Source organism: Nocardiopsis protaetiae, from assembly GCF_045446735.1.
Lineage (GTDB): Bacteria > Actinomycetota > Actinomycetes > Streptosporangiales > Streptosporangiaceae > Nocardiopsis > Nocardiopsis protaetiae.
On sequence record NZ_JBJJBV010000097.1, the window covers coordinates 1 to 21,659 of the forward strand.

Sequence of the window (21,659 nt, forward strand, 5' to 3'; positions counted from 1 at the left end):
CCGTCGCCCGTTTCTCAGCGGCCGCCGCGCTTGAGCCTGCCGCGCTCGCGGCCCTCCTTGGTGAGGGCCTTCCACTTGCGCGTCTGCTCCGAGCGCAGCCGTGCGTCGCCCCGGGCCCGGTTGCGCTCGGACTCGCGGCGCAGCCGGTTCCAGCGCTCCAGGCGGTTCAGGTCCAGCTCGCCCTCGTCGATGGCGGCGCGGACCGCGCATCCGGGTTCGCTCTCGTGGACGCAGTCCCGGAACCGGCACTGCCCGGCCAGGTCGGTGACGTCGGCGAAGGTCCGGTCCACGCCCCCGGCCTCGCCGGGGACGTCGATGCGGCGCACCCCGGGGATGTCCAGGACGATCGCCCCGTCGGGCAGCACCAGCAGCTGCCGGTGGGTGGTGGTGTGCCGCCCCCGCTTGTCGCCCCCGCGGATCTCGCCGGTGTCCATGAGATCCTGCCCGGCGACGGCGTTGATCAGGCTGGACTTGCCCGCGCCGGAGGTGCCCAGCAGCACCCAGGTGGAGCCCGGGGCCATGCGCTCGGCGAGGCCGTCCAGCCCCTGGCCGGTGTGCGCGCTGACCACGTGCACCTCGATGCCGGGGGAGACCGAGCGCACGAGTTCGACGACCTCGGGCAGCCGGTCCCCGGCCAGTTCGGCCTTGGTGATGGCGACGACCGGTTCGGCGCCGCCCGCCCAGACCAGGCTGAGGAACCGCTCCAGGCGGCCCACGTTGGGTCCCTGGTCGGCGGCCTCGCAGATCAGGACGCGGTCCACGTTGGCGGCGAGGACCTGGTCGTAGGAGTCCTTGGCGATGCCCTGGCGGACGAGGGTGCCGGAGCGCTCCAGCACGGCCTCCACCAGCCAGGTGTCGCCCGAGCGGCGCACGGCGACCCAGTCGCCGGTGCTCGGGGCCCGGGTGGGGTCGGTCCGCGCGTCCTTGAGGACGGCCGGGGAGTGGTCGGCGGGGACCTCACCCTCGGGGGTGCGGACCACCGAGCCGCCGCGGCGGGCGGCGCTCACGCGCCCGGGCACCAGGAGGTGCTCCGAGCCGTGGGCGACGGAGTCGAAGGCGGTCGCGACGCGCGGGTTCCAGCCCAGTGCGGTCAGCGGGTGGGCCGGTGCGGTCAGCGGAGATGAAGGTGTGTCGGTGACACGGGTGTTCACGGTACGGCTCTTTCTTTCGGGAAGAAAGCGAGCCGGGCACCCGGGGAGTCGTCGGGTGCGCTCAGGGCTCGCGGAACGTCGGGAGGTGGGGGGCACGATCAAGGACGGTCACAGTCATGGCACGTCCTCCTCTCCGTCTCGCTCCGCGGCACTCGCACGCGGACCCGCCGAACCTACACTCGGCGGGCCCGCGATGGCCAGTGGTTTTTCCGGTCGCCGCTTTTCCGGCCGCCGCTTTTCCGGCCGCCGGTTCTCCGGCCGGGGGTCCTCCCCGGGCCGTCAGCGGCGGCGCGTCCACACGTCGTCGGTCGGCCGGTACTGCTCGACCGGCGCCGGCAGGGCCGGCGGCGGGACGGGGGGCGCCGAGGCGTGGCGCGGGTTGTAGCCGGCGTCCCCGGGGCGCACCTCGTCGTCCGGGGGGACGTCGGCGGCGTGCTCGGGGCGGCGGCTGTAGTCGGTGCGCTCCTCCTCGACCCCCAGCAGGAGGAAGAGGCTGCAGATGAGCAGGAACACGAAGAGCACCACGATCATCGGCAGCATCAGGTCGGGCACGGTGGAACCCTCGGGGGCGCCGTAGCGGGTGAAGTCGGGGGCCTCGTGGTGCACCCCCGCCATCCCCGTGTAGTGCATCGACGTGATGGCGACGCCCATCAGCACGGAGGCGCCGGCGTTGGCGCCCAGCCCCGTGACCCGGGTGGCGAACCACAGGGCGGCGGTGGCCGCCACGAGCGCGATCACGCAGGAGACGACCGTGTACCCGGCGGACAGGTGCAGCGCGCCGTGGACGTTCATCGAGGCGATGCCGGTGAGGTGCATGGCGATCACGCCCGCACCCAGCAGCAGGCCGCTGAGCAGCAGCACGGGGGTGCTCCGGTTGCGCATGCTCAGGGCGAGCGCGCCGCCCATGACCACGATGGCGGTGCCGCCGCTCACGAGGGTGAGCAGCGTGTCGTAGCGGATGGCGGTGCCCGAGAGGCGGAAGCCCATCATGGCGATGAAATGCATGGACCACACGGCCATACCGCCCAGGGCCAGGGCGGCGAGCACCGTCCAGTGCCACCGGGCGAGCCCGATGGCGCGGCGGGCCCGGTAGGCGAAGGAGAGTCCGAGGAAGGATCCGATCACCGAGACGGTGAACGCGATGGCGGGGGTCAGCCAGTCCTGGCCGAAGACATCGTCGAGCACGGGACTCCACTTTCCATGACCTGCGTCACATTGGACGCGGATTATGGATGTTATGCAGGAAAACCCCAGAAAACCAGGGCCCAAACGAAACCGGCCTGTCCCGATCTGGTCAATTCGCCTGGTGGGAGGAGTTTTCCTGCCCCGTGCTCCCGATGTCCGAATACGGGTTATCGGTCGCGCGTTCGATTGGTGTCGAAAACGTGACGGGGAGAATACTCTCCGCTTTCCGCATTCCCCTGTTCCGGAGCCGGCGCGGGCTCCGCCTCCCGGCGCCGGGGCGTGTCCTCCACGCCCAGCATGAGGAAGAGGCTGCACACGAGCAGCAGGACGAACAGGCCCACCACGAGCGGCAGCAGCAGCTCCGAGGAGGTGGCCCCGTCCGGGGAGGAGGTGTGGTGCTCGGCGCTCACGGTGGCGCTGATCCCGAACATGCCGGTGTAGTGCATGCAGGAGACGGCGACGCCCATGAGCAGCGAGGCCAGGGTGATGGCGGGCAGGCCCGCGACGCGCTGTGCGAACCACAGGGCGGCGGTGGCCGCGGCCAGGGCGATCGCCGTCGCGGCGACCACGAACACCGGGTCGTGGTGCAGCTCGCCGTGCAGGTTCATCGAGGCCATGCCCATGTAGTGCATGGCGACGATCCCGGACCCGGCGATGGCACCGCTGAGCAGCAGCCAGCCGGTGGTCCCGCGGCGGATGGTCAGGTACAGCGCAACGCCCATGACCAGGACGGCGGTGATGCCGCTGGCCAGGGTCAGCGCGGTGTCGTAGCGGATGGGGGCGCCCGAGACGCGGAAGCCCATCATGGCGATGAAGTGCATGGACCACACGGCGGTGCCGCCCAGGCAGACCGCGCTCACGGCCAGCCACTGCATCCGGACGAGGCGGCCGGCGGCGGCGCGCGCCCGGGTGGCCGCCATCAGGCCGATGAAGGAACCGATGACCGACACCGCGTAAGCGATCCCCGGAGTCCACGGACCGTAGGTGAAGTGGTCGACCATGCTCTTCCGTCCCGACTGTGCGATTTCCTGACTGAAAAAATCATAGAAAGCACATATGGGAAAGAAAACCGCAGAAGATTACACGGTCTTGCTTTCGGGACCTTCGTCTCGGGTGGACGCCCGGCCCCGGTGGACATGTGACCGACGGTGACCGTGACCTGTGTGTCCGACATCACCTATGCCCAGTTCAGGCGGGGTGCGGGGGACGGCGCAGCCCCTGGAAGGCGACGGTGGCGAGGGTGTCCGCGATCTCCTCGGCCGACAGCCCGCGGTCGGGCTTGTACCACTCCACGATCGAGTTGACCATGCCGAACAGCAGCCGGGCGGCCACCGCCGGGTCGACGTCGTCGCGGATGTCCCCGTCGACGATGCCCTCGCGGACCAGGTCGGCGATCAGGTGGTCGAACTCGCGCCGACGCTCCAGGGCGTGCTTCTCCACCTCGGTGTTGCCGCGCACCCGCAGCAGCAGCGTGACGTGCGGGAGCAGCTCCACCAGCACCCGGACGCTGCCGCGCAGGACGTGGTCGAGCCGGTCCACGGCCGGGCCGGCGGTCGAGGCCTCCTCGCGGGTGACCGCGAACAGGGCGTCCATGGCCAGGTCGAGCGAGCGGCGCAGCAGCTCGGTCTTGCTGGAGACGTGGTGGTAGATCGCGGACTTGGTGACGCCCAGGGCGCGCGCCAGGTCCTCCATGCTGGTCCCGTCGTAGCCGCGTTCGTTGAAGACGCGGGCCGCCACGTGCAGGACGGAGTCGGCATCGTGTCCGGGGCGTCCGGAGCGGCGTCGTGCGGAGCGCGGGGGCGCGGACTCGCCGGGGCTGGTTCGGGGCACGGTTGTCGAATCCACCTCATACTGAACGATCGGTCGGTAGGGAGTCTACGGCGTATCCAGGGGCGTTGGTAGAGGTGAGGGCGGTGCGGGTGTGGGGGGAGCGCTAAGAACCCGTTAAGTGACTTGTGTCCTTTTTGGGAGGAGCGTAGTTTTTGTTCGCTTTGTTTGCCAGGAGGCGCGACCCGCCTCGAAACGAAGAAGAACGAGACTCCCCATGGCCATTTCACGTCGTCACGCCCTGCGTGCCTCCCTTCTCGGTGGCGCCGGAGCCGCCCTGGCCGTCGCGGCTCCCGCCCCGGTCTGGGCCTCGCCCGGACTCCCGTTCGAGGGGGACCGCCACGAGGCGCTGCGACTGCTCAAGGAGGGCAACCGGCGCTGGCGCCGGTTCGCCTCCCGCCACCCCAACGAGGGGCGCAACCGCCGGATCGAGGTCGCGCAGGGACAGAACCCCTTCGCGCTCATCCTCGGCTGCGCCGACTCCCGCGTCGCCCCGGAACTGGTCTTCGACCGGGGCCTGGGCGACCTGTTCACCGTCCGCTCCGCGGGCGAGGTCCTGGACTCCTCCGTACTCGGCAGTATCTCCTACGCCGTCGAGCATCTGGAGGTTCCGCTCATCGTCGTCCTGGGCCACTCCGCCTGCGGCGCGGTGAGCGCCGCGGTGGACGCCCACCGCACCGGAGAGCTCCCGCACGGCCACGTCGGCTACCTCGTGGAGCAGATCCTTGAGGTCGTCGAGTCCACCCCCGACGAGGGCGAGGACTTCGTCGACGACTGCGTGCGCGCCAACGCCGCGCACATCGCGGACCGGCTGCGCGAGGACGAGGAGCTCGCGCCCTTCGTCGCGGCCGGGAAGCTGGACGTCGTCGCCGCCCGCTACGACCTCCAGGGGTACGGGGTCGACTGGCTCTGACCCGGATCGTAGGTCCCGAAGAACCCATACGACGATAAAGGCGATCGCCCGTACCATTACGGGCGATCGCCGTTTTTACCGGGCCTTCCATGCACGATCCTTTCCGGGTCGGCATTGCCGACTCGGCTCTCCTGTCAGGCATAACGCAATAAATCTCGGAAAAGCCAGCGAAACGGTCCGAGTCCGCCTATCGTCGTGTTCTGTCCGTACCGGGGCGGCCCGCGGCTCCCGTCCTCCGCGGGCCGTCCGACCCCCGTCTTCGCAAAGGACCGATGTGCGCGCGATCGACCGACAGATGAGGGACCTGCTCCGGACGCCCGGGGTGCGCAGCGTCCACCTCGTCGACTGGCGGAGCGGGCGGACGCTCGTCCACGTCGGCGACGAGGACCGCCCCGAGGACACCGTGGAGATCCTGCGGGCCATGCACGCGGGGCCGCTGGGCGCCGCCCAGGACATGGAGGACGTCGTCGTCTCCGACGCCGGACACCACGTCCTGGCCGCCGTCCTGGCCGGGGCCGGGGACCTGTGCCTGCGGGCGCGGGTGTCCCGGGCGGAGGGGAACCTCGGTCTCGCCCTGCGGCACCTGCGCCACCTCGCCCGCACCGCGCGGGCGCCCGTACCCCGCCGCGACCGGGACCGGCCCCCGCTGCCGGGCCGGGGGGCCGTCCCCCGTCCCCGGACCGCCGTCCCCGTGGACCGCGGCGTCCTGGAACGCGTCCTGGGCGCACTGCGCACCCTGTCCACCGACCGCCCCGACCGGGCGGTGACCGCGTGACCGGTGGCTCCTCCCCGCGCCGCGCGGTCCACGGGCTGCGCCGCTGGATCACCAAGCGGGGGCAGGCACGCCGAACCATCCAAAGGAGAGAGAAGGACATGCCGAACATCGAAGCCGGGCTCAAAGAGATGATGCAGATCGACGGGGCCGTGGGCGCCGCCGTCGTCGACTACAGCAGCGGGATGGCGCTGGGCACCCTCGCCTCCACCAACTCGCTCGACCTCACCGTCGCGGCCGCGGGAAACACCGAGGTGGTCCGCGCCAAGATGCGCACCATGGACCAGCTCGGCCTCAACGACGCCATCGAGGACATCCTCATCACGCTGTCCGGGCAGTACCACATCATCCGCCCGCTCACCAGCCGCAAGGGCCAGGGGCTGTTCCTCTACCTGGCCCTGGACCGCTCCCGGGGCAACCTCGCCCTGGCCCGGCACGGCCTCAAGGGCATCGAGGAGACCCTGGAGGTCTGATCCCGGCACGGGAACGCGAGGGGGTGGTGATGGGGGACAATGGCGGCAGACCCCGCTCTCCCACAGCCGCCCCCACGCCCGAGGAGAACCGGCCATGTTCCGGATCGCCATCAGCCGCCTCGACGACGCGCGCATCGTCCCGGAGCACCGGGAGACGGTGCTGTCCGTCGACGAGGCCGTCCGCGCCGTCCTGGGCCGCCTGCCCGCCGCCGACCCGGCGGCGTTCAGCGGCCGGGCCGTCCAGGACTCGGTCAACCGGGTCAACGACTTCCGGCGCGACGTCGTGGCCGACGGCCGCGGATACCGGGTGGTCATCGCCCCCATGATGTGATCCGCGGCCGGACGGCCGGACGGGGCGTCAGTCGGAGCCGAACGCCGCGTCGAACGACGCCTGCGGCGGGTCGTAGGCGTGGGAGCGGACGAACTCCACCGCCTCGGCCGCGCCGACCAGCCGGTCCATCCCCGCGTCCTCCCACTCCACCGAGATCGGCCCGGTGTAGCCGATGGAGTTCAGGACCCGGAAGCAGTCCTCCCAGGGCACGTCGCCGTGGCCGGTGGACACGAAGTCCCAGCCGCGCCGCGGGTCGCCCCAGGGCAGGTGGGAGCCCAGCCGCCCGTTGCGGCCGTTGCCGGTCCGCCTGCGGGTGTCCTTGCAGTCCACGTGGTAGATCCGGTCCCGGAAGTCCCACAGGAACCCCGCCGGGTCGATGTCCTGCCACACCATGTGGCTGGGGTCCCAGTTCAGGCCGAACGCCTCCCGGTGGCCCACCGCCTCCAGCGCCGCCTGCGTCGACCAGTAGTCGTAGGCGATCTCGGAGGGGTGCACCTCGTGCGCGAACCGCACCCCCACCTCGTCGAACACGTCCAGGATGGGGTTCCACCGGTCGGCGAAGTCCCGGTACCCGGCCGCGATGACGTCCTCGCCCACCGGCGGGAACATCGCCACGTACTTCCAGATCGCCGACCCGGTGAAGCCCACCACCGTGGACACCCCGAGCCGGGCCGCGGCCCGCGCGGTCGTCTTCATCTCCTCGGCCGCGCGCCGCCGCACGCCCTCGGGCTCGCCGTCGCCCCACACCCGGGACGGCAGGATGTCCTTGTGCCGCTGGTCGATGGGGTCGTCGCAGACCGCCTGGCCGAGCAGGTGGTTGGAGATCGCCCACAGCCCCAGCCCGTGCCGCTTGAGGGTGTCCAGGCGGTCGCGCACGTAGTCGTCGTCGACGGCGGCCCGGGTGACGTCGAGGTGATCGCCCCAGCAGGCGAGCTCCAGCCCGTCGTAGCCCCAGGAGGACGCCAGGGAGCAGATCTCCTCGAAGGGCAGGTCGGCCCACTGCCCGGTGAAGAGGGTGACTGGTCGTGTCATGATCGGACCTTTCTTCGTCGCGCCCTTGGCGCGCGTCGCGTGAGCCGGGAGGATGGTGGACGGTCCCGCCGGTGCCGGCACACCGGCGGGACCGTGTCTGTTGTGGTCGGTCGTCCGCGGTCGGCGTTCGTCCGCGGTCAGTGGTCGTCGTGCCCGCCCGGCGAGGCGGCGCCCTCTCCTTCCTCGGCGCCGTCGGCGGCCAGCGCACCCGAACCCGGATCCGCGGGCAGGTACAGGTGGACGTGGCCGTGCCCGGTGTCCACCCCGACCTGGTCGAGCTGGGTGGCGGCCACCGACCACGCGCGCACCGCCTCGGTGCGCAGGTCCATGGCCAGGTGGAGCATGTCCATGCGCAGGTCCTCGTCCTCGGTGAGGGCCGCCTTGGAGTAGGTCTCCACGGACAGGCGCAGGACGCCGAGCGCGGAGCCGAAGCCCGCGTGCGCGACGTTGTGGGCGGTGCTCCCGCCCGGGGACTCGGCGTACAGGTCGATGGCGGCGCCGATCTCGGTGCGCCAGGTGTGGACGTCGGAGGCCTGGGCCATGTCCAGCGACGGGTGCGACCCGTCGGTGGGCAGCCACTCCTCCATGTCGGTCAGCACGGGCACCAGGGCCGCGTGGGCGGTGCGCGTGTCGTCGATGAGGGCGCCGACCAGCTCGGCGTCGCGCGCTTGCGCCGACGCCTCCAGCTCGGCGACCCGTGCGGGGTCGGGCGTGACGGTGCCGTCGCCGCCGGGGAACAGGAAGATCACCGCGGCGACGACGGCGCCCACCACCACGACCGAGCCGACGGTCAGCCACCAGGTGAGGGGCGATGTCGCCATCGTCTCCTGCGTCTCGTCCGCGGGGGTCCTGTCCCGCTGTTCGGTGGTCACCGTGACACCTCCTTCTCGTCGTTGTGTGGTACGGAAACCGGGTCGTCGCGGTGCGCGCCCTCCGGCCGGCGCCCACCGCGAGAAGGTGCGGGCGGGGTGTGCCGCCCCGCCCGCGGGGTCGTTCGTCAGTCCAGTCGTTCAGTCGTTCGTTCGGTCAGTCGTTGCGCAGGAAGGCCCGCAGCCGCGCGGCCAGGGCCAGCACCTCCTCGCGTCCGTCGGGGTCGGCGATCTTCTCGGCCTCTTCGACGAAGCGGTCCACGGACCGCCGCGCCTGGTCGGCGCGGCCGACCCCGTGGTTGTGCTCGGCCAGCTCCACCTGCGGGAGCAGGCGCCTCTCCTCGGAGAGGGTGAGCAGCCCCTCCCCGGCCAGGTCCGCGATGGCCTCGCGGGCTCCGGCGAAGGAGATCGGCTCGACCGGCTCCAGGTCCCGCACCCGCACGTCGCGCAGCAGGACCCGGTCGGCGTCGCCGTGGTTCTGGAGTCCGACGTACCCCGAGGACAGGTCCCGGGCGGGGTCGGTGCTCTCGAACTCGTTGACCTGCTCCCCGTTGACCCACACGCGGATCACCGGGTCGTCCACCTCGATCTCCAGCGTGTTCCACTCGCCGACGACCGCCGGGTGGGCGCTCGCGGCCTGGAACCCGTAGACCGCGCCCGTCTGCGTGAGCGGGTCGCCGCTGGGCGCCCCGAACGGGTCGATCTGGATCTCGTAGCCCTCGTCGACGGCCACCCACGGGTCGTCACCGGGGTCGGGGAACCCGACGAACACCCCGGAGTTGTCGTTCTCCCGGGGGGTGAGGAAGTCGACCTTCAACCGGTAGGAGCCCAGGGCGTCCTCGTGCCACAGCAGCCCCATGCCGCCGCTGCTCTCCAGGGCGCAGCCGTCCCCGTCGGGGTCGGCGACGACCTCGAAGCCGCCGGGCCCGGCCATGGACCAGCCGTCCAGGGTGGACCCGTCCCACAGGGCGCGGTACCCGTCCTCGACCTCGGGCGCCGTGCACTCCGGTCCGGTCCCGCCGCCCACGGTGATGTGCGCGGCGGCCGAGGAGCCGGTGATCCCGACGGCGTCGGTGGCCACCGCCCGGACCGTGTGCTCCCCCTCGGGGGCGTCGGTCCAGGACGCCTCGTAGGGTGCCTCGGTGGCGGTCGCCACGACCTCGTCCCCGGCCAGGAAGTCGACCCGGTCGATGCCGTCGGCGGAGCCGCCGGTCACCTCGGCGGCCAGCGGCACCGCCTCGCCGGCCTCGAACGCGTCACCGTCCCGCGGGCTGGTCAGCGCCACCTGCGGGCCGACCTCCCCGCCCGGGCCCTCTCCGACCGCGTCGAAGAAGTTGATGTTGAACAGCCCGTTCGGGTTGTTCGGGTCGGCGCTGGTGAACGTCAGGTACAGCGCGAACGTGTGCCCGGGGTCGGTGACCGGCATGGACACGGTGGTCCACTCCTGCCACCCGCCGGTGGGCGCCACGTCCACGGTGCCCACGACCTGGCCGTCGGGGCCGTCGACGCGGGCCGTGACGGTCCCGCCGACGCCCTCCGACGCCACCCGGAAGTCCAGGCGTTCGATCCCGGACAGGTGGACGGGGTCGTAGGCGACCCAGTCGCCGTCGTCGATCCAGCCGATGTTGCGCAGGCCGCCCTGGGGGTCGGTGGTGGCCTCGGTCTGGACGCCCGACGCGGAGGTGTAGTACTGCGCCTGCATCCGGGTGGGGTTGAGCTTGACCCCGTCGCTCCCGCTGAGGACGGGAGCCCCGTCCCCGCCGGTGTCGGTGTAGGAGGCTTCGAGCACCCAGAAGATGTTCATGTCCGGGCCGTGGCCGCCGTCGGCCTGGGTGGCGCTGGCTCCGTCGCAGGTCTCGTAGGTGGTCCAGGGGTGGGCGTGGACGTCGTGCCCCAGGGAGGCGGTGACGGTGACGTCCTCGCAGTCGATGCCGTCGCCGATGGTGCCGTCCTCGGCGTCGGTGACGTCCACCGTGAAGGGCACGCTCTCGCCCCAGGTGAAGAACGACCCGTCCGGCGGCGTCTCGAACACCACCTCGGGCGCGCTGTTGCCCGCGGTCACCGCCACGGTGGCGGTGCCGGTGCGGCCCTCGGGGTCGGTCACCGTGAGCGCCGCCGTGTACCGGCCGGGCTCGGTGTAGGTGTGGACGGGGTCGGTCTCGGTGGAGGTGGCCCCGTCACCGAACGCCCACTCGTAGGTGAGCGGCAGCCCGCCCGGGTGGGAGGAGCCCGAGCCGGAGAACTCGACCGTGAGCGGCACCGGGCCGGACGTGGTGTTCGTCGAGATCCGGGCCGTGGGGGTGTCGGCGCCGGAGTAGTCGATGCGCGCCAGTGCCGAGTCCTCCGAGCCGCCGAACCAGCCGGAGCCGTACTCCAGCACGTACAGCGAGCCGTCGGGGCCGAACTCCATGTCCATGGGGTTGACCAGGTCGATGTCGGGGATCGTCTCGGTGATGTCGGAGACCCCGCCGTCGTCGCCCAGGTGGACCTGCTTGACCCACTGGCGTCCCCACTCGTAGAGGAGCGGGACCCCGTCGTAGTACTCGGGCCACTTGGTGTCGGACTCCAGCTCCGGGTCGAAGTGGTAGGCGGGGCCGCCCATCGGCGAGCCGCTGCCCGACCCCAGGTGGGGGAAGGTCTCCGACTGCGCGTAGCCGTACCAGATCGCGGCCGGGGTGACCGGCGGCAGCTCGGTCAGGCCGGTGTTGTTGGGTGAGTCGTTGACCGGGGCGGCGCAGTCGAACGGGTCGCCCGAGGTGCCGCTGCCGAAGTCGTAGTCGATGTAGGCGGAGTTGTTCCCGATGCAGTAGGGCCAGCCGATGTTGACCGCGTCGGTGATGTGGTGCCAGGTGACGGTGTTCTCCGGACCCCGGTCGGGGTTGGGCGCGGGCGCGTCGGGCCCGTAGTCGCCCAGGTAGACGCTGCCGTCCTCCTGGTCGACGGAGAACCGGAACGGGTTGCGCAGGCCCATGGCGTAGATCTCCGGCCGGGTGCCCTCCGTCCCGGGCTCGAACAGGTTCCCCTCGGGGACGTCGTAGCTCCCGTCCTCGTTCACGAGGATGCGCAGCAGCTTGCCGCGCAGGTCGTTGGTGTTGCCGGAGCTGCGCTGGGCGTCGAAGGACGGGTTGCGGCCGGCCCGCTCGTCGATGGGCGCGTACCCGTCGGAGCCGAACGCGCTGGTGTCGTCGCCGGTGGACAGGTACAGGCTCCCGTCCGGGCCGAAGTCGATGTCGCCGCCCACGTGGCAGCACATGCCCCGGTCGGTGCCCACCTCCAGGATCACCTGCTCGCTCGCCAGGTCCAGGGCGGGGGACTCCCCGTCCGTGAACCGGAACCGCGACAGGTTGTTGTGCGATTCGTAGGGCTCGAAGTCCTCGGGGGAGCCCGTCGCGGGCGCCTCACCGGCCGGGACGCCCGGGTCGACGGGCGCGTAGTAGGCGTACACCCACCCGTTCTCCTCGAAGTCCGGGTCCAGGGCGATCCCCTGGAGCCCGTCCTCGTCGTGGGAGTAGACCGGGACCGTGGCGATGACCTCGGTGGAGAAGGTGTCCGGCGACCACAGCCGCACCGTGCCGTCGCGGGCGCTGAGCAGCACCCGGCCGTCCGGCAGCACCGCCATGCCCATGGGCTCGCCCACGGCCTGCTCGCCCTGGGCGAGGGTCACCTTGTCGAAGTTGTCCCACACCGTCGCGCCGCAGTCGCCCGTGACGTCGCCGGCGGCCCAGCGCAGGCCGCCCAGCAGGTGCTGGGAGAAGTCCGCCTCGGAGTAGGAGCCGATCGTGTGCCCGCCGGCCGTGTACCAGGACCGGCCGCCGTCGTACACCTGGCACCAGGCGATGGGGTGGTCCCAGCCCATCTGCCCGCCGGGTTCGACCTGGTCGGCGTAGGAGGCCTCGTCCAGGCCGGCCAGCACGTGGACGTCGCCGCGCGGGGAGGCGTCGAAGTCGTACCACTCGTCGTTGCGCACCCACGAGGACGGCAGGTGGGCGGTGGAGGGGTGGGCGCGGTCGTTCACCATCACCCGGGCGTCCTGGGTGCCCGGCGGGTGGCTGGCGAAGTACGCGCCGACCAGCTCGCCGTACCAGTCCCACGTGTAGTGGGTGTCGGAGGCGGCGTGGACGCCGACGAAGCCGCCGCCGCCCTGGATGTAGCCCTCGAAGGCGGCCTGTTCGTCGGCGTTGAGGACGTCGCCGGTGGTCGACAGCCAGACGACGGCGTCGAACTCCGCGAGGTCCTGGGGGTTGAACACCGAGGAGTCCTCGGTGTGCTCGGTCTCGAAGCCGTGCTCGTCGGCGAGCGCCTCGATGAGGGCGACGCCGTGCGGGATGGAGTCGTGTCGGAAGCCCGCCGTCTTGGAGAAGATCAGCGCGCGGAACGTGTCGTCGGGCGCGGGGTCGGTGTCGGCCTGGGCGACCGGGGCCGTCAGGCCCAGGGCCAGGGCGATCGTCGCCGCCATCGTCCCCAACGTTCTCAAGGGTCTTGTGAGCATGGAGGAACCTCACCTGGGGGGTGCGGGTGTCGATGAGTCCGTGCGGCGTGCCGGCGCCGACGGCAGGGTGCGACCCGTCCCGGGGGCGGGAGGGTCGTCGGGGGTCCTGCTATCGCGTTCGGAAAGCGGGGATGGCCGCCTCATCGGCGGGAGGTTCAGTCCACGGCGGCTCCTTCCCGTGCGTTGCGGTCGGTGCGGTCCAGGGACCGCAGGAACGCCAGCCCGTCGACGGCGATCGCGTCCTGGGTCGCCGCCAGCGGCCGCCAGATGGAGGCCGCGGTGGCGATGGTGGCATTCTCCGCGGTGAAGGATTCGATGACCAGGGGTCCTCGGTAACGGATCGTGTCCAGTGCGTCGACGATCCCGGACCAGTCCAGGTGGTCGGCGCCGGGGGCGCCCCGGTCGTTGGCGCAGACCTGCACGTGGGCGACCCGGTCGCCCGCGCGCAGGACCGCCGCCGGGACGTCCTGCTCCTCGATGTTCATGTGGTACACGTCCAGGGCCAGGCCGCAGTGCTCCGACGGCAGGTCGGCGAGCAGCTCCAGGCCCTGGTCGACGGTGTTGAGGACGCTGGTCTCGTACCGGTTGAGGGGCTCCACCGCCAGCCGGACGCCCGCCTGCGCGGCGTGCTCCACGACCGGGGCCAGCGCCTCGGTCAGCTCCGCCACCAGGGACGCACGTTCGGCGGGGGAGATCCGCCAGGTGCGGCCCACCGACGCGTAGGCGGGACCGGCGGCGACGGGCGACCCGACCGCCGCCGCCGCGTCCACGACCCGGCGCAGGTAGTCCTGTGTCCTGCCCCGGGTGCCCGGGTCGGTCGCGACCAGCTCCCGACCCGGGCCCATGACCAGCACGACGCGGGGTTCGAGACCCAGCCCGCTCACCAGGTCCCGTGCGCGGCCGGGGTCCCAGTCGCCGACGTCCTCCACGGGCAGCTCGATCACGTCGAACCCCCACGCCGCCACCCGGGGGGCGATCACTTCCAGATCGGCCCCGGTCAGCGGTGACGTCCACACCCAGGTGTTGACCCCCAGCGCGCGCATCCGCCCCTCCTCCTACCGGTCGGTCCAGGCCTCGGGGAACCCGGGCAGGTCCTCCCCGCCGAACTTGGCGTAGTGCAGCGACGGCATGTCGGCGTTGCGGTCCAGGAAGTCCTGGAGCTCCCCCTGGCTGATGGGCTCCTGCGGCAGGATCCACTCGGCCGGGACCTCCTCGCCCTCGAAGATCATCGCCGCGGCCAGCACCGGGGTGCGCCACTGGAAGTTCGAGTACACCGGCGCGATCGCGGTCAGCCCCTCGGCGTCCCACTTGCGCATGAAGCTCAGCTCGTCCTCGCCGGAGATCACCGGGTAGGGCTGGCCGGCGTCCTCGAACGCCTCCAGGGCGGCCACGGCGCCGTCGCCGGCGTCCATCCAGATGCCGTCGACCTCGCCGCGCTGGAGGTGCTGGGAGACCAGGTCCTTGATCTGGGCTCCGTCGCCCCCGGTGAACTCGAAGCCGAGCACCTCCAGGTCGCTGGCGCCGAAGATCTGCTGGGCGGCCGCCCAGCGGTGCTCCAGCACGTCCACACCCGGCAGGATGCGCAGCGCCAGCACCGTCGAGCCCGGCTCCAGGTTCTCCACCAGGAACTCGGCGGCGTCGGCGCCGAAGGCGTAGCCGCCGATCGGGTGGATGAACGTGACCATGCAGTCGCTGTTGACGCCGCGGTCGAACACGATGACCGGGACGCCGCTCTCGCACGCGGTCTCCACCGCCGGGGTCAGGGTGGCGGTGGTGGACGGCGAGATGATGATGGCGTCGCAGTCGCCGGAGTCCACGAAGGCCTGGATGTCGGAGATCTGCTGGTTGTCGTCGTCGGCGGCGTCCGACACCCGGAAGTCGCCGATGCGGCCCTCCTCCTGGAGCGCCTCCACCTGCTGCTCCATGGTGATGAAGCCGGTGACGCGCCAGGGGTTGGAGACCGAGGCGTTGGAGAAGCACACGGTGGCGTCCTCCGGGGAGTCGTGCACGAACTCCGAGGTGTCCGTCCAGTCCGGTTCGATCGCCTGGAGCCAGGGCTCGTCGGGCGAGCCCTCGGGGGTGATCTCCCGCTGGGCGAGCTGGGCGTCGTACTCGGCCTGGTCGAACCACTCCGCGTCCGGGGTCAGCCCGGCGCCGCCCCCGCCCTCACCTCCCTGCGCGGAGTCGTCCGGCGCGTCGGTGGTACACGCCGAGAGCATCAGTGTCAGGCCGGCGGTACCGGCGAGCAGCATGCGTGAAACGCGCATGATTACCTCCTGGGGGTCCCGGGCTCGCGCTCGGGTTCGTGGTCCGGACGCCGGCGCGGACGCCCCGGCGGTCGCAGATCGCCGCGGCGGGCGGCATAGGCCACCGCGGCGATGATGATGAGCCCCTGGACCGAAGGCTGGATGGTCGAGGGCAGGTAGAGCTGGTTGAACAGCGTGAACAGGGCTTCGACGGTGAGCGCGCCCAGGGCGGCGGCCACGACCGTCCCGCGGCCGCCGCCCAGGACCACGCCGCCCAGCACCACGGCGGTGATGGCGGTGAACTCCAGGCCCTGGCCGACCTGCGCGGTGACCCCGGCGAACCCGCCGATGAGGATCGCCGCGACGGTCGCCATGAGGGCGGAGCCGACGAAGGCCAGGGTGCGCACCCGCTGCACCCGCACCCCGGAGAAGGCGGCGGCGACGTCGTTGTCGCCGGTCGCCATCAGGGAGCGGCCGAACGGGGAGCGCATGAGGAACACGGCGCCGACGGTCAGCGCCAGGGCGATGACCGCCGCCCAGGGCAGCTGCCCCAGGAACGGCACGCCGTCGATCCCGCCCCGGCCCGGGACGCGGAACGCCTCCGACAGGGAGCCGGTGGGCGCCCCGCCGGTCCAGAACCGGACCGCGCCGAACAGGACGAGCATCATGCCCAGGGTGGTGATGATCGACGGCACCTTGAGCAGTGTCGTGACCAGCCCGTTGACCAGGCCCACCAGCAGGCCGAAGGCGAGCATGAGGCCGATGACCGGCAGGGTCATGCCCTCCTCGCCGTCGATCAGCCGGGCCGCGATGACCACCTGGGCGCCGACCAGGGAACCGACCGACAGGTCGAACTCCCCGGACACGATGACCAGGTACTGGCCCACGGCCAGGATGACGAGCGGGGCCGCCTTCTTGGCGAAGGCCATGAGCGGCGGACCCTGGAAGAAGGACGGGTTCTGGGTGGCGATGACCACGAAGATCAGCACCAGGATCAGGAGCACCGTGGCGGTGCCGCCCCGCCCCAGCGAGGACAGCAGGGCCAGGGGCGCGGGGCGTCGGACGGGCGTCTCGTTCATCGGCCGCCTCCCTCGGTGCCGGAGGTGACGGGGGTCGGGGCGCCGCCCGGGGCGGGCGGGTCGGGCGGGGGCGCGGGTGGCGGCGGGCCGCCGGAGGGGAAGCGCACGCGGACCGCCGACCGGGACAGCCGGCCGCGGGCGTAGATGGCGACGGCGGTGATGACGATGACGCCGCGCAGCACGTCCTTGACGAACGGGTCCACCGCCAGCACGTTGAACACGGTGTCGAGGGTGGCCAGGATGAGCACCCCGGCGATGGTCCCGGCCACGCCGCCGCGCCCGCCCAGCAGGTAGGTCCCGCCGAGCACCACCGCGGCGATGGCCTCCAGCTCGTAGCCGTTGTTGTAGACCAGGGCGCTGCCGGTGCCGAACCGCGCGGCCAGCAGCAGCCCGGCCACCCCGGCGGTCATCGAGCACAGGACGTGCGCGGTGATCACGGGGACCCGGTCGCGGACCCCCGACAGGCGCGCCACCTCGGCGTCGCCGCCCACCGCGTACATGTGGTAGCCGGTGCGGGTGCGGTGCAGGAACACGATCGCCGCGACGGCCAGGGCCAGCATGACCAGGGTGGAGATCGGGAACACCCCGATGCGGGTGTAGCCGAAGGCCTGGAACGCGGCGGGCACCGACCCGGCCGGGCCCTGGAAGTTGGTGTCCAGGTAGCCCTTGATGATGAGCCCCGTGCCCAGGGTGGCGATGAACGGGTTGACCCGCAGCCACGTGACGATGGTGCCGTTGGCCAGGCCGATCAGCGCCGCGACGCCCAGGGCGGCGGCGATCCCCAGCGGGACCCGGGCCGGGTCGCCCGCCATGGTGGTGGCCGCGACCACGGTGGACAGGGCCGCCACGTACCCCACCGACAGGTCCAGGGAGCGGCACAGGATGACCAGGGTCTGCCCGATGGCCAGGAACCCGAGCAGGCTGCTGCGGGTGAACAGGTCCACGGTGTTGGCCGTGGTGAAGAGGTTCCTGCCCTGGGACGCCACGTAGAGGGCGCTGAGCACCAGCAGCAGGGCCAGGGCCAGGTAGACCAGGCCGGTGGTGCCGGTGCGGGCCCACAGGGAGCGGACCGTGTCCAGCGGGGAGGCGGGGGGAGTGCTCACGGTGCGGCCTCCTCGTGTCGGGCCGGGCCGCCGGAGCCGGGACGGGTGTCCGCGGAGTCGGAGGCGCTGGAAGCGGGGGACGGGGGGTCGTCGGCGTGCTCGGCCACCGCGGCGGTGATCCGGGGGTCCTCCACCCCCGGGCCGACGGCCTCGGCGGAGGAGCCGGTGGCCATCGCCATGACCTCCTCCTCGCCGGAGCCGCCGGGCAGCTCACCCGCCACCCGGCCGTCGGCCAGGACGACGAGGCGGTCCGACATCCCGATCAGCTCGGGCAGCTCCGAGGAGATCAGGACGATGGCCACGCCCCGCGCCGCCAGTTCCCGCATCAGCCGGTAGACGGCCTGCTTGGCGCCGACGTCGATGCCCCGGGTGGGCTCGTCCAGCACCATCACCCCGGGTTCGGTGGCCAGCCACTTGGCCAGCACCACCTTCTGCTGGTTGCCGCCCGAGAGGTAGCGGACCTCCTGGGCGGTGCCGCCGCGCGCCACCAGCTCCAGGGAGGACAGCACCCCCGGCAGCCGGGCGGCCCGCGGGCCCGAGCCGAACGGCCACACCGCGTCCAGGACCAGGCGGGCGTTGGCCAGGATCGACTGGTTCAGGGCCAGGCCCTGGGTCTTGCGGTCCTCGCTCACGAGCACCAGGCCCGCCCGGATCGCGGCCCGCGGCGAACGCGGGTCGACCCGGCGCCCGTCCACGGAGACCGCGCCCCGGGTGAAGCGTTCGATCCCGAACAGGGCGTGCGCGATCTCGGTGCGGCCGCTGCCCTGGAGGCCGGCCAGGCCGACGATCTCGCCGCCGCGCACCTCGAAGGAGATGCCGTCCAGCTGGGAGTTGCCGCCGTCGGACACCTCCAGGCGCACGTCGCCGTGGTGGTCGCCGTCCGGCTCCAGCGGGTCGGGGAAGACCGCCGACACCGGGCGGCCCACCATCATGCGGACCAGGTCGGCCGGGCGGGTGCCGGCGGCGTCCACGGTGTCGACGAGGCGACCGTCCTTGAGGACGGTGATCCGGGTCGCCAGGTCGAAGATCTCCCGCATGCGGTGGGAGACGTACAGCACCGCCACGCCGCGTTCGAGCAGGCGGGCGATGATCCGGTAGAGCACCTCCACCTCGCTCTCGGCCAGCGCGGCGGTCGGCTCGTCCATGGAGATCACGCGGGCGTCGTGCGAGAGCGCCTTGACGATCTCCACCACCTGCTGCTGGGCCACCGACAGGGACCGGACGCGGGCCCAGGGCTCGATGCCCACCAGGTCCAGGTCGGCGAGCAGCTCCGCGGTGGCGCGCTCCATGGCGCGGGCGTCCACGGCGCCGAACCGGCCCCGGATCTCCCGGCCCAGGAACACGTTCTCGGCGACGGTGCGCTCCGGGAGCAGGTTGAACTCCTGGAACACCGTGGCCACCCCGGCCCGCTGGGCCTGGACCGGGTGCTCGAAGGAGACGGGGCTCCCGTCCAGCTCGACGGTGCCCTCGTCGGCCGGGTGGACCCCGGCCAGGACCTTCATCAGGGTCGACTTCCCGGCGCCGTTCTCGCCCACCAGGGCGTGCACCTGGCCCGGGTACAGTTCCAGGTCGACGCCGTGCAGGACGCGCACGCCGAGGAAGGACTTGGCGATGCCGCTCATGCGGATCACCGGTTCTGCGGGGGGTACGGCGTTCATCCCCGGTCCACCTCGGCTATGTCGACCCAGCGGCGTTCACGGGCCGAGAGCAGCACGGCCTCGGCGATGACCGCCGCGCGCAGCCCGTCGGCGAAGACCGGCAGGCCCTCGGGGGAGCCTCCGGAGACGGCGTCGGCGGTGTCGGCGACCAGGGCGTTGAAGCAGTCCTGGTAGCCCTGCGGGTGGCCGACGGGGACGGTGGTGAGCCGGGCGGCGTCGGCGCTCAGGTCGGGTGCGTCGCGGGAGATGATCCCGGTGCGCCCGCGCCCGCCCGCCCACAGGGTCTCGGGGCGCTCCTGGTCGAAGCGCAGCGAGCCCTCGGTGCCGGAGACCTCCAGCACCAGGCTGTTCTTGCGGCCGGGGGAGACCTGGCTGATGACCGCGCCGCCCACGGCCCCGCCCGCGGTGGCGAACTGGAGGGTGACCAGGTCCTCGGTGTCCACCGGGCGCCCGTCGCGGACGTCGTTGAACCGGCCGGTCTGGGCGCTGACCGCGGTGATCCGGTCGCCGGTGACGAACTCCAGCATGTCGCACCAGTGCGAGCCGATGTCGCCGAACGCCCGGGTGGGTCCGCCGATCCGCGGGTCCACCCGCCAGTTGTCCTCCTGCGGGTACAGCAGCCAGTCCTGGAGGTAGCCGCCGTGGGCCAGGCCGACCCGGCCGATGGCGCCCGCGGCGACCAGCGCCCGGGCCTCGCGGGCCATGGGGTGGAAGCGGTAGGCGAAGGGGACGACGGCGACCAGCCCGGCGTCCGCGGCGGCCGCGGTCATCTCCCGGGCCGTGGCGGCGTCGGTGGCCAGGGGCTTCTCGCACACCACGTGCTTGCCGGCGGCCAGGGCGGCCAGGGTCAGGGGCGCGTGGAGGTGGTTGGGGACGCAGACGTGCACCACGTCCACGTCGTCGCTGCGGATCAGGTCCAGGGCGTCGGCGTGGGCGCGCCCGACGCCGTTGGCGGAGCGGAAGGCCTCGGCCTTCTCAGGGGAGGAGCCCGCGACCCCGACGACCGCGCCCCCGTGGGCGCGGACGGCGTGGCTGTGGACCCGGCCCATGAAACCGGTGCCGATCACGGCGGCCCGGTAGGCGTTCGGCACGGTCGCCCCGACATCGGATCCGCCGCCGATGCTTGTGACCTTACTCACTGACATGGCAGCACCGTACGCCTGACTTCTGTCGACGGTCAAGCAGAAGTGGAGAAATGAGAAGGCAATAGATGGATTCGAGACGGTCTAAAGATCCTGTGCTTGACTTGTCCCATGACGGAAGATGCGCTGACCGGCCCGGCGGTCGACCGAGGACTCCGGGCCGCTCCCACCACGACCGCGCCCGGGGCGGGGACCCTGCTCCGGCTGCTGCGCGACGGCCGCCCCCGCACCCGCTCAGAGCTGGCCGGGGCCACCGGCCTGGCCCGGTCCACCGTCACCCAGCGGGTGGACGCCCTCCTGGCCAGCGGCCTCATCGGCCCTGCGGGCGAGGCCGTCTCCACCGGCGGGCGCCCGCCCACCACGTTCTCGTTCCGCCCCCGGGCACGGGTCGTCCTCGCCGCCGACCTGGGCGCCACCCACGCCCGGCTCGCCCTCACCGACATGGCCGCCGAGGTCATCGCCGAGGCCCGCGCCGACCTCGACATCGCCCTGGGGCCCGAGCGCGTCCTGGACTGGGTGGTGGAACACGGCCGCGGCCTGCTCGCCCGCGCCGACCGCGACGTCTCCGAGCTGCTGGGCCTGGGCATCGGCCTGCCCGGCCCCGTCCAGCACTCCACCGGACGGGCCGTGAACCCGCCGATCATGCCCGGCTGGGACGGCTTCGACGTGCCCGGTTACGTGGGGGAGCGGCTGGCCGTCCCGGTGCTGGTCGACAACGACGTCAACATCATGGCGATCGGCGAGCACCACACCGCCTGGCCCACCGCCAGCCACCTGATGTTCGTCAAGGTCGCCACCGGTATCGGCTGCGGCATCGTCAGCGAGGGGCGCGTGTACCGGGGCGCCCAGGGCGCGGCCGGCGACATGGGGCACATCCACGTCCCCAGCGGCGCCGACAAGCCCTGCCGCTGCGGCAACACCGGCTGCCTGGAGGCCGTCGCCAGCGGCGCCGCCCTGGCCGAGGCCCTCACCGCCGAGGGCGTGCCCGCCCACGGCGCCCGCGACGTGGTGGAACTGGCCCGCAACGGGTCCGTCCCGGCGCTGCGCGCCCTGCGCCAGGCGGGCCGCGACATCGGCGAGGTGCTGGCCGCGTCCGTCAACATGTTCAACCCGTCGGTGATCGTGATCGGCGGGGCGCTGGCCCTGGCCGGGGACCACCTGCTGGCGGGGGTGCGCGAGGTCATCTACCAGCGGTCGCTGCCGCTGGCCACCGAGCACCTCAACATCGTGTCGTCGGTGGCCGCCGAGAGCGCGGGCGAGATCGGGGCCGCGGTGCTGGTCGTCGAGCACTGCCTGAGCCCGGAACAGGCCGACCGGCTCATCGCGGGGACCGCCTGAGGCGTCGGGGTTGCGGGGCCTGGGCCCGGGGCCCGGGCACAGGGGAGGGGG

Annotated in this window: 18 protein-coding genes; 5 read left to right on the top strand and 13 right to left on the bottom strand. The window is 72.5% G+C overall.

All coding sequences use genetic code 11. From position 1 onward, the window contains the following. Positions 1 to 14 precede the first annotated feature (14 nt). From rsgA to ACJOT3_RS16270, 4 genes are all read right to left on the bottom strand, one after another. Complete coding sequence (rsgA, locus tag ACJOT3_RS16255; protein ID WP_406973571.1) at positions 15 to 1,151, bottom strand: ribosome small subunit-dependent GTPase A; 1,137 nt, start codon at positions 1,149 to 1,151, stop codon at positions 15 to 17. A 279-nt stretch (positions 1,152 to 1,430) separates the two neighbouring features. After that, positions 1,431 to 2,336, bottom strand: coding sequence for an MHYT domain-containing protein (locus ACJOT3_RS16260; protein ID WP_406973573.1), 906 nt, complete (start codon positions 2,334 to 2,336; stop codon positions 1,431 to 1,433). 167 nt (positions 2,337 to 2,503) lie between these two features. Further along, a complete protein-coding gene (locus ACJOT3_RS16265; RefSeq protein ID WP_406973575.1) occupies positions 2,504 to 3,337 on the bottom strand; it encodes an MHYT domain-containing protein in 834 nt (277 codons plus the stop codon). A 187-nt stretch (positions 3,338 to 3,524) separates the two neighbouring features. Next, complete coding sequence (locus ACJOT3_RS16270; RefSeq protein ID WP_489685961.1) at positions 3,525 to 4,166, bottom strand: TetR/AcrR family transcriptional regulator; 642 nt, start codon at positions 4,164 to 4,166, stop codon at positions 3,525 to 3,527. Positions 4,167 to 4,380: 214 nt separating this feature from the next. On the opposite strand from ACJOT3_RS16270, the gene ACJOT3_RS16275 reads away from it, so the two are divergent. The 4 genes from ACJOT3_RS16275 to ACJOT3_RS16290 all read left to right on the top strand — a co-directional run bounded on the left by ACJOT3_RS16275 (position 4,381) and on the right by ACJOT3_RS16290 (position 6,652). Then, positions 4,381 to 5,076: a carbonic anhydrase gene (locus tag ACJOT3_RS16275; protein ID WP_406973577.1), complete on the top strand. Its 696-nt coding sequence runs from the start codon at positions 4,381 to 4,383 to the stop codon at positions 5,074 to 5,076. 295 nt (positions 5,077 to 5,371) lie between these two features. Next, positions 5,372 to 5,851 (top strand): hypothetical protein, encoded by a 480-nt coding sequence (locus ACJOT3_RS16280; RefSeq protein WP_406973579.1) that lies wholly within the window; start codon positions 5,372 to 5,374, stop codon positions 5,849 to 5,851. A 98-nt stretch (positions 5,852 to 5,949) separates the two neighbouring features. Beyond that, positions 5,950 to 6,321, top strand: coding sequence for a hypothetical protein (locus tag ACJOT3_RS16285; protein WP_406973581.1), 372 nt, complete (start codon positions 5,950 to 5,952; stop codon positions 6,319 to 6,321). A 94-nt stretch (positions 6,322 to 6,415) separates the two neighbouring features. Beyond that, complete coding sequence (locus tag ACJOT3_RS16290) at positions 6,416 to 6,652, top strand: hypothetical protein (RefSeq protein ID WP_406973582.1); 237 nt, start codon at positions 6,416 to 6,418, stop codon at positions 6,650 to 6,652. 27 nt (positions 6,653 to 6,679) lie between these two features. On the opposite strand, the gene ACJOT3_RS16295 is transcribed toward ACJOT3_RS16290, so the two are convergent. From ACJOT3_RS16295 to ACJOT3_RS16335, 9 genes are all read right to left on the bottom strand, one after another. Continuing rightward, complete coding sequence (locus tag ACJOT3_RS16295; protein ID WP_406973584.1) at positions 6,680 to 7,684, bottom strand: sugar phosphate isomerase/epimerase family protein; 1,005 nt, start codon at positions 7,682 to 7,684, stop codon at positions 6,680 to 6,682. Positions 7,685 to 7,821: 137 nt separating this feature from the next. Beyond that, the gene (locus tag ACJOT3_RS16300) at positions 7,822 to 8,556 is read right to left on the bottom strand and encodes a hypothetical protein (RefSeq protein ID WP_406973586.1); all 735 of its coding nucleotides are present in this window, start codon (positions 8,554 to 8,556) and stop codon (positions 7,822 to 7,824) included. 154 nt (positions 8,557 to 8,710) lie between these two features. Then, complete coding sequence (locus ACJOT3_RS16305) at positions 8,711 to 13,009, bottom strand: ThuA domain-containing protein (protein WP_406973588.1); 4,299 nt, start codon at positions 13,007 to 13,009, stop codon at positions 8,711 to 8,713. A gap of 188 nt (positions 13,010 to 13,197) precedes the next feature. Next, positions 13,198 to 14,085 (bottom strand): sugar phosphate isomerase/epimerase family protein, encoded by an 888-nt coding sequence (locus ACJOT3_RS16310; protein WP_406973590.1) that lies wholly within the window; start codon positions 14,083 to 14,085, stop codon positions 13,198 to 13,200. A 12-nt stretch (positions 14,086 to 14,097) separates the two neighbouring features. Continuing rightward, complete coding sequence (locus ACJOT3_RS16315; RefSeq protein WP_406973592.1) at positions 14,098 to 15,309, bottom strand: substrate-binding domain-containing protein; 1,212 nt, start codon at positions 15,307 to 15,309, stop codon at positions 14,098 to 14,100. Positions 15,310 to 15,311: 2 nt separating this feature from the next. Beyond that, positions 15,312 to 16,367, bottom strand: coding sequence for an ABC transporter permease (locus ACJOT3_RS16320; protein ID WP_406973594.1), 1,056 nt, complete (start codon positions 16,365 to 16,367; stop codon positions 15,312 to 15,314). After that, positions 16,364 to 17,470, bottom strand: a complete 1,107-nt coding sequence (locus tag ACJOT3_RS16325) for an ABC transporter permease (protein WP_406973596.1) — start codon at positions 17,468 to 17,470, stop codon at positions 16,364 to 16,366. The genes ACJOT3_RS16320 and ACJOT3_RS16325 overlap by 4 nt, the downstream gene beginning before the upstream one ends. Beyond that, on the bottom strand, positions 17,467 to 19,128 hold the full coding sequence (locus ACJOT3_RS16330; protein ID WP_406973598.1) for a sugar ABC transporter ATP-binding protein: 1,662 nt from the start codon (positions 19,126 to 19,128) through the stop codon (positions 17,467 to 17,469). Before ACJOT3_RS16330 ends, ACJOT3_RS16325 begins: the two co-directional genes overlap by 4 nt. Continuing rightward, the gene (locus tag ACJOT3_RS16335) at positions 19,125 to 20,267 is read right to left on the bottom strand and encodes a Gfo/Idh/MocA family protein (RefSeq protein ID WP_406973604.1); all 1,143 of its coding nucleotides are present in this window, start codon (positions 20,265 to 20,267) and stop codon (positions 19,125 to 19,127) included. Before ACJOT3_RS16335 ends, ACJOT3_RS16330 begins: the two co-directional genes overlap by 4 nt. A gap of 114 nt (positions 20,268 to 20,381) precedes the next feature. Here ACJOT3_RS16335 and ACJOT3_RS16340 point away from each other — a divergent pair, with 114 nt between their 5' ends. Beyond that, on the top strand, positions 20,382 to 21,608 hold the full coding sequence (locus ACJOT3_RS16340) for an ROK family transcriptional regulator (protein WP_406973600.1): 1,227 nt from the start codon (positions 20,382 to 20,384) through the stop codon (positions 21,606 to 21,608). Positions 21,609 to 21,659 lie beyond the last annotated feature (51 nt).

Excerpts from the sequence above, each read along its gene's own strand:
- ACJOT3_RS16265 (WP_406973575.1), bottom strand. The coding sequence starts at position 3,337 with ATGGTCGACCACTTCACCTACGGTCCGTGGACTCCGGGGATCGCTTAC.
- ACJOT3_RS16275 (WP_406973577.1), top strand. The coding sequence starts at position 4,381 with ATGGCCATTTCACGTCGTCACGCCCTGCGTGCCTCCCTTCTCGGTGGC.
- ACJOT3_RS16280 (WP_406973579.1), top strand. The coding sequence starts at position 5,372 with ATGAGGGACCTGCTCCGGACGCCCGGGGTGCGCAGCGTCCACCTCGTC.
- ACJOT3_RS16285 (WP_406973581.1), top strand. The coding sequence starts at position 5,950 with ATGCCGAACATCGAAGCCGGGCTCAAAGAGATGATGCAGATCGACGGG.
- ACJOT3_RS16290 (WP_406973582.1), top strand. The coding sequence starts at position 6,416 with ATGTTCCGGATCGCCATCAGCCGCCTCGACGACGCGCGCATCGTCCCG.
- ACJOT3_RS16295 (WP_406973584.1), bottom strand. The coding sequence starts at position 7,684 with ATGACACGACCAGTCACCCTCTTCACCGGGCAGTGGGCCGACCTGCCC.
- ACJOT3_RS16305 (WP_406973588.1), bottom strand. The coding sequence starts at position 13,009 with ATGGCGGCGACGATCGCCCTGGCCCTGGGCCTGACGGCCCCGGTCGCC.
- ACJOT3_RS16310 (WP_406973590.1), bottom strand. The coding sequence starts at position 14,085 with ATGCGCGCGCTGGGGGTCAACACCTGGGTGTGGACGTCACCGCTGACC.
- ACJOT3_RS16315 (WP_406973592.1), bottom strand. The coding sequence starts at position 15,309 with ATGCGCGTTTCACGCATGCTGCTCGCCGGTACCGCCGGCCTGACACTG.
- ACJOT3_RS16320 (WP_406973594.1), bottom strand. The coding sequence starts at position 16,367 with ATGAACGAGACGCCCGTCCGACGCCCCGCGCCCCTGGCCCTGCTGTCC.
- ACJOT3_RS16330 (WP_406973598.1), bottom strand. The coding sequence starts at position 19,128 with ATGAACGCCGTACCCCCCGCAGAACCGGTGATCCGCATGAGCGGCATC.
- ACJOT3_RS16340 (WP_406973600.1), top strand. The coding sequence starts at position 20,382 with ATGACGGAAGATGCGCTGACCGGCCCGGCGGTCGACCGAGGACTCCGG.